We start from the raw sequence: 7,275 nt of genomic DNA on the forward strand, positions 1-7,275 counted from the left end.
CGGTTGGTTATCGGATCTCAGTTGGGCTTCATCGACGAAGAGAAAATCTATTTGCTGTGGGTGGTGGTATTCCCGATGTTCGAGTGGAATGCTGACGAGAAACGCCTCGAAGCCCTGCACCACCCCTTCACCGCCCCTTATCCCGAAGATATCGAGGATCTCAAAACAGCCCGCGCCCAAGCCTACGATTTAGTGTACAACGGCACAGAACTCGGTGGCGGCAGCTTGCGGATTTATCAGCGAGACGTGCAGGAAAGGGTATTCGAGGCGATCGGCTTATCGGAAGAAGAAGCCAACAGTAAGTTTGGATTTTTGCTCGAAGCCTTCGAGTACGGAACCCCTCCCCACGGCGGCATTGCCTACGGTTTGGATCGGATGGTGATGTTGATGGCGGGGGAAGAGTCGATTCGGGATGCGATCGCCTTTCCGAAGACGCAGCAAGCCCGGTGTTTGCTCACCGATGCACCGGCAAGCGTGGATGAGAAGCAGTTGAAGGAGTTGCACGTAGCTTCGACATTTAAGCCGAATAATAAGTGATTATCCGAATTTAATATAAGTCCTCTTCATCCAATCCCACCATTTTCGGAATTGGAAATCTTCTTGTGATTTTCTACAAACTGGCGGGTGCTTTCCAAGTACGCGACCTGATTCACCAGCAGCACTGAATCCTCTAAATTGGGTTTCTGGCCAGTCTTCTCGACAATAGATAGAGATATAAAGGGCAACCCAGACTCAAGAACCTTCACCAGTGACGAGTTCAGCACGTCCAGGAGGAAAGGTTCGATCGTAGACCTAAAATTTTAGAAACGACCTGCGTCGAATTACGGAAACGATCGGGCCTTTCCCCCTCAAACCCGCTCCCCCTATCATTTCATTAAAAACGCCATCAGAAGCCTGAAATCACTACGATCGATTCTCAAATGGTTTAAATTTTTGTCAAGTTTACAAGATTATGTTATCGAGCTAAGATTACTTTTTTAGAATTTATTCGTATTATTAAAACATATTTTCGTACATCAAAAAAAATAGATATATTGCTGCTCGTTCGATCTCCACAGATCTTAGATTCGGTTCGATTGGTTCTATCAAAATATTAAGTTTTTCTAAACCCCGATCGCGCGATGTAATCTTTCACTGGGCTGAGCGGCATCATTAATTTTTATGTTCTAAATGTCGCATTAATCCCACTTTGGGAGCAAAGCAGGTATAATCCTGTCTTAACATATCAGTTAGAACTTCAATCCACAAATTGAACGGTGCGTCGTTAAATTAAAAATTTTTGAGCGAAGTGGGATTTGTCTAAAAATCAAGAAAGAAACTTCTTGAAAAAGGGTGAACTTTTTGTTGTAAATAGGTACCGATTCGATCGAGATTGAAGTTACTAAGCCATCACATTGAAGGTGATGCGTACTCGATTTGCTTTACATCATAGGAGTTCTTGAAAATGCCGATTGTTAAACGATGTATAGCCGAATGTATCGGCACGTTCTGGTTAGTTTTCGGGGGCTGCGGCAGCGCCGTTCTCGCTGCGGCTTATACCGCCGATGGTTCCAATATTGCCGAAAGCACCGCCTTTCCCTTGGGCATCGGACTGGTGGGAGTTTCCCTCGCCTTCGGCTTGACGGTGATGACGATGGCTTATGCCATCGGACATATCTCCGGCTGCCATCTCAATCCCGCCGTCTCCTTCGGACTCTGGGCGGCCAAACGCTTTCCCGGCTCCGATTTGCTGCCCTACATTGTCTCTCAGGTCGTCGGGGCGATCGTGGCTTCCGGACTGCTATATTTAATTGCCAGCGGTCAAGAAGGCTTCGCACTGGTTGGGTCGAACCCTTTAGCTACCAACGGTTTCGGCGCTCATTCTCCAGGGGGTTACAACTTAGTTTCCTGTCTGATTGCCGAACTCGTTTTGACGTTCATGTTTCTCACAATTATCCTAGGCGCGACCGATCGCCGCGCTCCTGCCGGGTTTGCTCCGATCGCCATCGGCTTGGGTCTGACGCTGATTCACCTGATTAGCATCCCTGTCACCAATACCTCCGTCAACCCCGCTCGTAGCTTGGGGCCGGCGATTTTTGCCGGAGCCGAACTCTTCAGTCAGGTTTGGTTGTTTTGGTTGGCTCCCATCGTCGGTGCGGTACTCGCCGGACTCGCCTACTCGGCTGTGTTTGACGAATCGAGTATCGGCGAACGGCAAGTCGAAGAAACGATTTAAGCCCAATGGCACGCCACTCCTAACTTATCGTCGGGCTTGAGTCGAAATCCACATTCATCAAAAGCCCAACAATTCACCTCATGTCGATGGGGCGTGCCATTCTATTGAGATATTCGATAATCAATTGCTGAAGTTGATATTTCTGGGGCGAACGATCGCCCCTTTTTTGTTTGTGTCACGATCGGGTCGCGTTCGTCTAAGTTGCCGCTCGTTTGGTCAATATCCCCAGATCGGTAAGGTGAAAATCTGGATTTGAGGAGTTTCGCTCCAACCCCTCTGCGTATAAGAGGACTCGGGGTGAATGCTGTAATCGGTCGAGTTTAGAATCTGGGTAGAAGCATAGAGATCTGGCTGGACACTTGCAAATCTCTTTTTAAATCAATTCAAGCTCACGATCGTATCGAGCGAACCTCTTCATCACTCCGTTGTAAAATGCGCTTTCTCGATCGAAACTCACCCCCCGAGCGAAAACTTGAGGGGTCAGACTCTATATATAGCGTACTTGCCTCAGTACCGATCGCCATACTAAGGTTGTTATACACTGTTACAAATCTTTCGATCGAGCCGACTGCAAACGGACAGGAGCATTCAAAGTAGATGACTTCAATTTCTAGACCCAATCGCGCTCGAGTCCTAGTCCGAACGCAATTAAATTTAAGTTTACAGAGAAAATGAACAACAGTTTTTTTGAAGATTCGCTAGATAAAAAATATATCAACCAGCGCATTCGCGAATTGGAGAACTCGAAGATCGGGTTCTATAGTATCGGTCTCTATGCCGCATCCATTGCTTACAATAGTGCGATGCAACAAGGAGAAGCTTCTCTGCTACTCGCACCCCGTCCGGATCGGAAGTTAATGGGTGCTTTTTCCGAAGAAGCGATTCAAGGAATGGATCCCAATCGCGTCGCAGCCATGGAACGAATGGCTCACCACAAAGAGGGAAAGAAACTCGTTCCCAATACTCTAGAGTATCTAATCGTCAATTGCGAGTTGGTGATTTTGAGCGCCAACAGTAACTACATCGAACAAGACCTCGAACAAGCCTGTAATATTCGAGAAAAACTGGGTCGCAATAACGTGGTATTTGGCTGTCTGGCGGGTTCCTTCAGTCACAATAAAACCACTAATACTTCCTACGTACTGTGTGAGAAACAACCGAATCTGGCTTTCTTCTCCGGGTTTCACCGGCACGATGCGCTTCGCGATCCCGTTGACAGCTTCACGGCCAATTTCTGCCATCCCAATGCTTTGACAGCGCTACTCGGCGCACATATGCTCGATCGCATTTCTCTGAACATTCAGGTGGCACCGGGCATTCATAATGTGGAAGCCCAATATATTAAAGCCGCAAAAAATATGGCCTCAATTTTTGCTGGCTTTGGGTACGAATTCCATCAGGAAAATTCCGGCATTTTACCCACCTTACTCACCTTACTGCTCGACCAATGTCTCGATCAAGCCGCAACTGTTTCGATATCGCGGCGCGATCGCCACAAACTCTATTATCGGCAACCGATCGCGTTAACGGAGTTGGGCTACGGCGTGCCGCGAATCGAAGCAACCTTAAATAGTAAAGGCGGCGACATGGAAAAAGTGCGCGATCATACCTTTTCTCAGTTGACAGCGACTGTAGCGGATGTTCGGGGTAGCATGATGCTGCCGGTGACTGGCAAACCGACGCGGAATTTTCAAGCCGGACAAGTTCTCGCACAAGGGATGCGCAATTTAGGTCGTTGTCCGGCGAACCTTGAAGAATTAGAGGACTGGTGCGAAAAAGCCTCACTCAAAAAAGGAGGTCTCGAAGGATTCAAAGCATTAAGGTATTGGCCGCAAATTATCAAAAAATACGATATTCCCGTTCACGATTCTTCCACCATCAATCTTCTTTATCTGGCTATTTTAGGGAGCGATCGAGACAAAGAAATTGCCTTCAAAGTGATGACAGAAAGTCGCGAATTGTCAAATTACTGTCAGGAATCCGTGCGACCCAGTCATAGTCGGAAATATACAGAAGCGCTCAATACTCTCAATCGATCGGAATCTATAGATTTACTCACGAATGCGGTCATTGCAGACAACGCTAGAAAATATATCCTAGATGAAAATGCGATCGAAGAACGGGAAGTCCAAACTAATGACCCAGCTTATATGCAAGTGATGAATAGTATCGAACACAGCGTTTGATCGGAAAAACACTTTCAGAACAGTCACTTTCAGAACAGTCACTTTCACAATAGTCACTTTCAGAACAGTCACTCAAATGATTCGAAGTTGCACCAGCCGCGATGTTTTCCTATTACGAGGAGACACGACGAAAAAATTCTAGGGGTCAATGCAGTTGACCCCTACTTTTTTGACCCGACTGACTTTGGGTTGGAGTACTGTCTTGCAGTGCCGAGCACAATGGGTTTGAATTTTACTCAAGTCCCATTCGCCACTGACGATCGATTTGATAATTTTTGAAGAACATCTTGCCGAACTGCATTCTGGAAGTCCCCGAAGTTGGGGAAGTCTCGCTTCTGATACGCTGACTTGGGAAAGCGAGGGCGAACAGCGCGTCCTTGCTCTTGACGAGATCGTCGGTGCGGCGATCTCACCTGATTCGCCAAACAACTTGCCAAGTTTTATCGTTTCTGTCTATCCCTTAGTACGATCGAATATCTTCCAACAACGGCGACGAATGCTGCGAGAATATCGATTTGTTTGCACGGACGAGCGCATCCGAAATCGGTGGATTCGCGCCATTAATAATACTCTACGCGGTGTTGAAGATGTCGATACGATCCTTCCCCCCCGCCACCTGCACGTTATACTCAATCCCACTAGCGGAAACCAAAACCCGCGCGAAATATTCGATCGCATTTCCTCTGTATTGGCAGCGAGTAACAGTCAATGGACGCTAACGGAAACGCAAGAAGCAGGAGATGCCGCAAAAATCGCTTACAACCTACCTTTAGACAAAATTGATGGGTTGGTAGTGGTGGGCGGAGATGGAACGGTTCACGAAGCCATTAACGGGTTGATGCGTCGTTCGGATTGGAAAAGGGCGATCGAAATCCCGATCGGTACGATTCCGGCAGGAACGGGAAATGGCTTGTGCAAAACGGTTTTAGAGATAGCAGGAGAACCTGACGATGCCGTGAGTGCGGCGTTTGCGATTGCGAAGGGAAACGTGCGCTCGTTCGATTTGGTGCGAGTGCAACAGGCAAACCACCGTTATTACAGTATCCTGTCTCTCTCCTGGGGTTTAGTCAGCGATGTGGATATCGAATCCGAACGCCTCCGATGGTTAGGTTCTTTACGCAGCGACTTGTACGCGCTGCTGCGGATTCTTAAGTTGCGGACGTATCGGGGGCGTTTTTCATTTGTTCGTGCTGTTACCGAACCCCGTGGAGACGATTGCCATTCTACATCATCCTCAAATTCCGAATCCCCAAATTCCGAGTGGCAGACGATCGAAGATGAGTTTGTTTTGGTTTGGGCGATGAATCTACCTTGGGCGGCAGGGGATATGAAAGTGGCACCGGGCGCAAGCGCCTGGGATGGTGCAATGGAAGTCTTCGTGGTGCGGCAGGGAGTCTCAAAATGGCGGTTGTTGCAAGCTTTATTGCAGATTGCGGATGGTTCCCACACTCGCGTTCCGGGTATGGAGTTTTACAAGGTTTGCAAGTTGCAATTAGAGCCTTTCACCCGTCAAGGAATCTTAGCTGTGGATGGTGAAAAAGTAGACTACTCGCCAGTGAAAATGGAGGTACTTAACGGTTGGATTCGCGTTTTTGGCGCGAATTAGAAACAGACGACGAACCTAAGAAAGGAATTCCCGGACGGGTGCAAGCAATATCTCGAATTAAGGAAATACGGGATTTTAGATAAGCACAAATACTTTCTCGATCGGGTTCGTTGAGAGATCTCTGTTGACCGAAGTCTCCAATTAATCGATCGACTAAACTAGCATCGTCTAAGCTTGTAAGCGTTCGCGATTGAGTATTTTCAATGGTGGACCAAAGCTGACGTAAGACGAATGGATCGATATCTTTCATACATACAATATCCATCTGGTTTGTAGCCTTAATTATTTCTTTATAATCAGCTTAGCGCACTCTTCCCCTTCATTTTTAAATCGTGAGTTAAGTTTTTCAACAATACAAAAAGCAATCGCTTTTATCTTTATCTAAAAATATTTAAAAAGACATCCAAGCTGTAATAGCTTGGATGCCTTCGGTATATAGGTCAGCACTATATCAAAGGGTGGCTGACGTTATTCAAATTCATGTGACTTTTTATTACTGAGTGTGAAACTGTCTATATATATATTACAAAAAATTAAGTAGAAGTGGCAAGGGCTGAAAGTCAAAAATTTGGAGAAAAATAAGTTTTACCGGACTGGCGATTGCCGTGTGCCTAAAACCCCGTGACGATGGGAATTTTAGCAAACCAACCGATTGAGGGAGCGATCGCTTTTTTCGGTTGAGGGTTTGCAAGATGCCACTTTGAATTTAGCATACCGAAAATGGCGAAGCAAAGAAATTGACGACTGACAAAGCAGCCAATTTGCAGACTAGAACAAAGACTGCATGAAGCATCGCGATCGATCCTAAGATTCAGAGAAAGCACGTACTCCCGAAGAGGCAAGCTATGTCCTCCGATCGCCACCGTCAGATCCGACTGAATCTCGATCTCAATGTTTCCCCAGTAATGTTATTTCGGGGAATCGCCGTTTGGCGGGACATCGGCTTACTCAGCGATACGCAAGTCAAGCAATTGTGCAGCCAACATTTGAGCGATCGCCTGCCCCCCGCAACCCCAGTGACAATTCCCAAATTGGCACAAAAAGCGGCAGTTCAGATCGATCGAGAAATTCCCCCCAAAAAAGAATCTCCTCTCGCCCGAATTACCCAGTCCTTAATGGAAGAACTCAGCGTTCGCTGGCTGTTGTTTCTGGGAGTCTTCATGGTGGTGGCATCCTCTGGAGTTCTGGCTGCCAGCCAGTGGGAGAGGTTTCCCGCTTCGGGGCAGTACGGCGTGATGTGGGCGTATACGATCGTCTTCGCGATCGCC

At 47.2% G+C, this 7,275-nt stretch carries 6 protein-coding genes and 1 pseudogene; 5 read left to right on the plus strand and 2 right to left on the minus strand.

The genetic code is table 11. The features are described 5' to 3' along the window. A partial coding sequence (locus tag IQ235_RS14065; protein WP_319592592.1) for an amino acid--tRNA ligase-related protein occupies window positions 1–537 on the plus strand: 537 nt, incomplete at its 5' end. Window positions 538–563: 26 nt separating this feature from the next. Here the strand turns inward: IQ235_RS14065 and IQ235_RS18940 are convergent. Beyond that, entirely contained in the window at window positions 564–764 is a 201-nt protein-coding gene (locus tag IQ235_RS18940; protein WP_405196680.1) for a hypothetical protein, read from the minus strand. 680 nt (window positions 765–1,444) lie between these two features. On the opposite strand from IQ235_RS18940, the gene aqpZ reads away from it, so the two are divergent. From aqpZ to IQ235_RS14080, 3 genes are all read left to right on the plus strand, one after another. Beyond that, a complete protein-coding gene (gene aqpZ / locus IQ235_RS14070; RefSeq protein WP_264322081.1) occupies window positions 1,445–2,215 on the plus strand; it encodes an aquaporin Z in 771 nt (256 codons plus the stop codon). A 671-nt stretch (window positions 2,216–2,886) separates the two neighbouring features. Beyond that, window positions 2,887–4,401 (plus strand): DUF8648 domain-containing protein, encoded by a 1,515-nt coding sequence (locus tag IQ235_RS14075; RefSeq protein WP_264322082.1) that lies wholly within the window; start codon window positions 2,887–2,889, stop codon window positions 4,399–4,401. A 265-nt stretch (window positions 4,402–4,666) separates the two neighbouring features. Next, entirely contained in the window at window positions 4,667–6,007 is a 1,341-nt protein-coding gene (locus IQ235_RS14080) for a diacylglycerol kinase family protein (RefSeq protein ID WP_264322083.1), read from the plus strand. Here IQ235_RS14080 and IQ235_RS14085 read toward each other — a convergent pair. Continuing rightward, the gene (locus IQ235_RS14085; RefSeq protein WP_319592593.1) at window positions 5,973–6,257 is read right to left on the minus strand and encodes a hypothetical protein; all 285 of its coding nucleotides are present in this window, start codon (window positions 6,255–6,257) and stop codon (window positions 5,973–5,975) included. The two genes, IQ235_RS14080 and IQ235_RS14085, sit on opposite strands and share 35 nt — an antisense overlap. A gap of 595 nt (window positions 6,258–6,852) precedes the next feature. On the opposite strand from IQ235_RS14085, the pseudogene IQ235_RS14090 reads away from it, so the two are divergent. Beyond that, window positions 6,853–7,275 (plus strand): annotated as a pseudogene (locus tag IQ235_RS14090) (hypothetical protein); the annotation flags it as partial.

The organism is Zarconia navalis LEGE 11467, assembly GCF_015207075.1.
Lineage (GTDB): Bacteria > Cyanobacteriota > Cyanobacteriia > Cyanobacteriales > Geitlerinemataceae > Zarconia > Zarconia navalis.

Coding starts and splice junctions, on each gene's coding strand:
- aqpZ (WP_264322081.1), top strand. CDS start 1,445: ATGCCGATTGTTAAACGATGTATAGCCGAATGTATCGGCACGTTCTGG.
- IQ235_RS14075 (WP_264322082.1), top strand. CDS start 2,887: ATGAACAACAGTTTTTTTGAAGATTCGCTAGATAAAAAATATATCAAC.
- IQ235_RS14085 (WP_319592593.1), bottom strand. CDS start 6,257: ATGAAAGATATCGATCCATTCGTCTTACGTCAGCTTTGGTCCACCATT.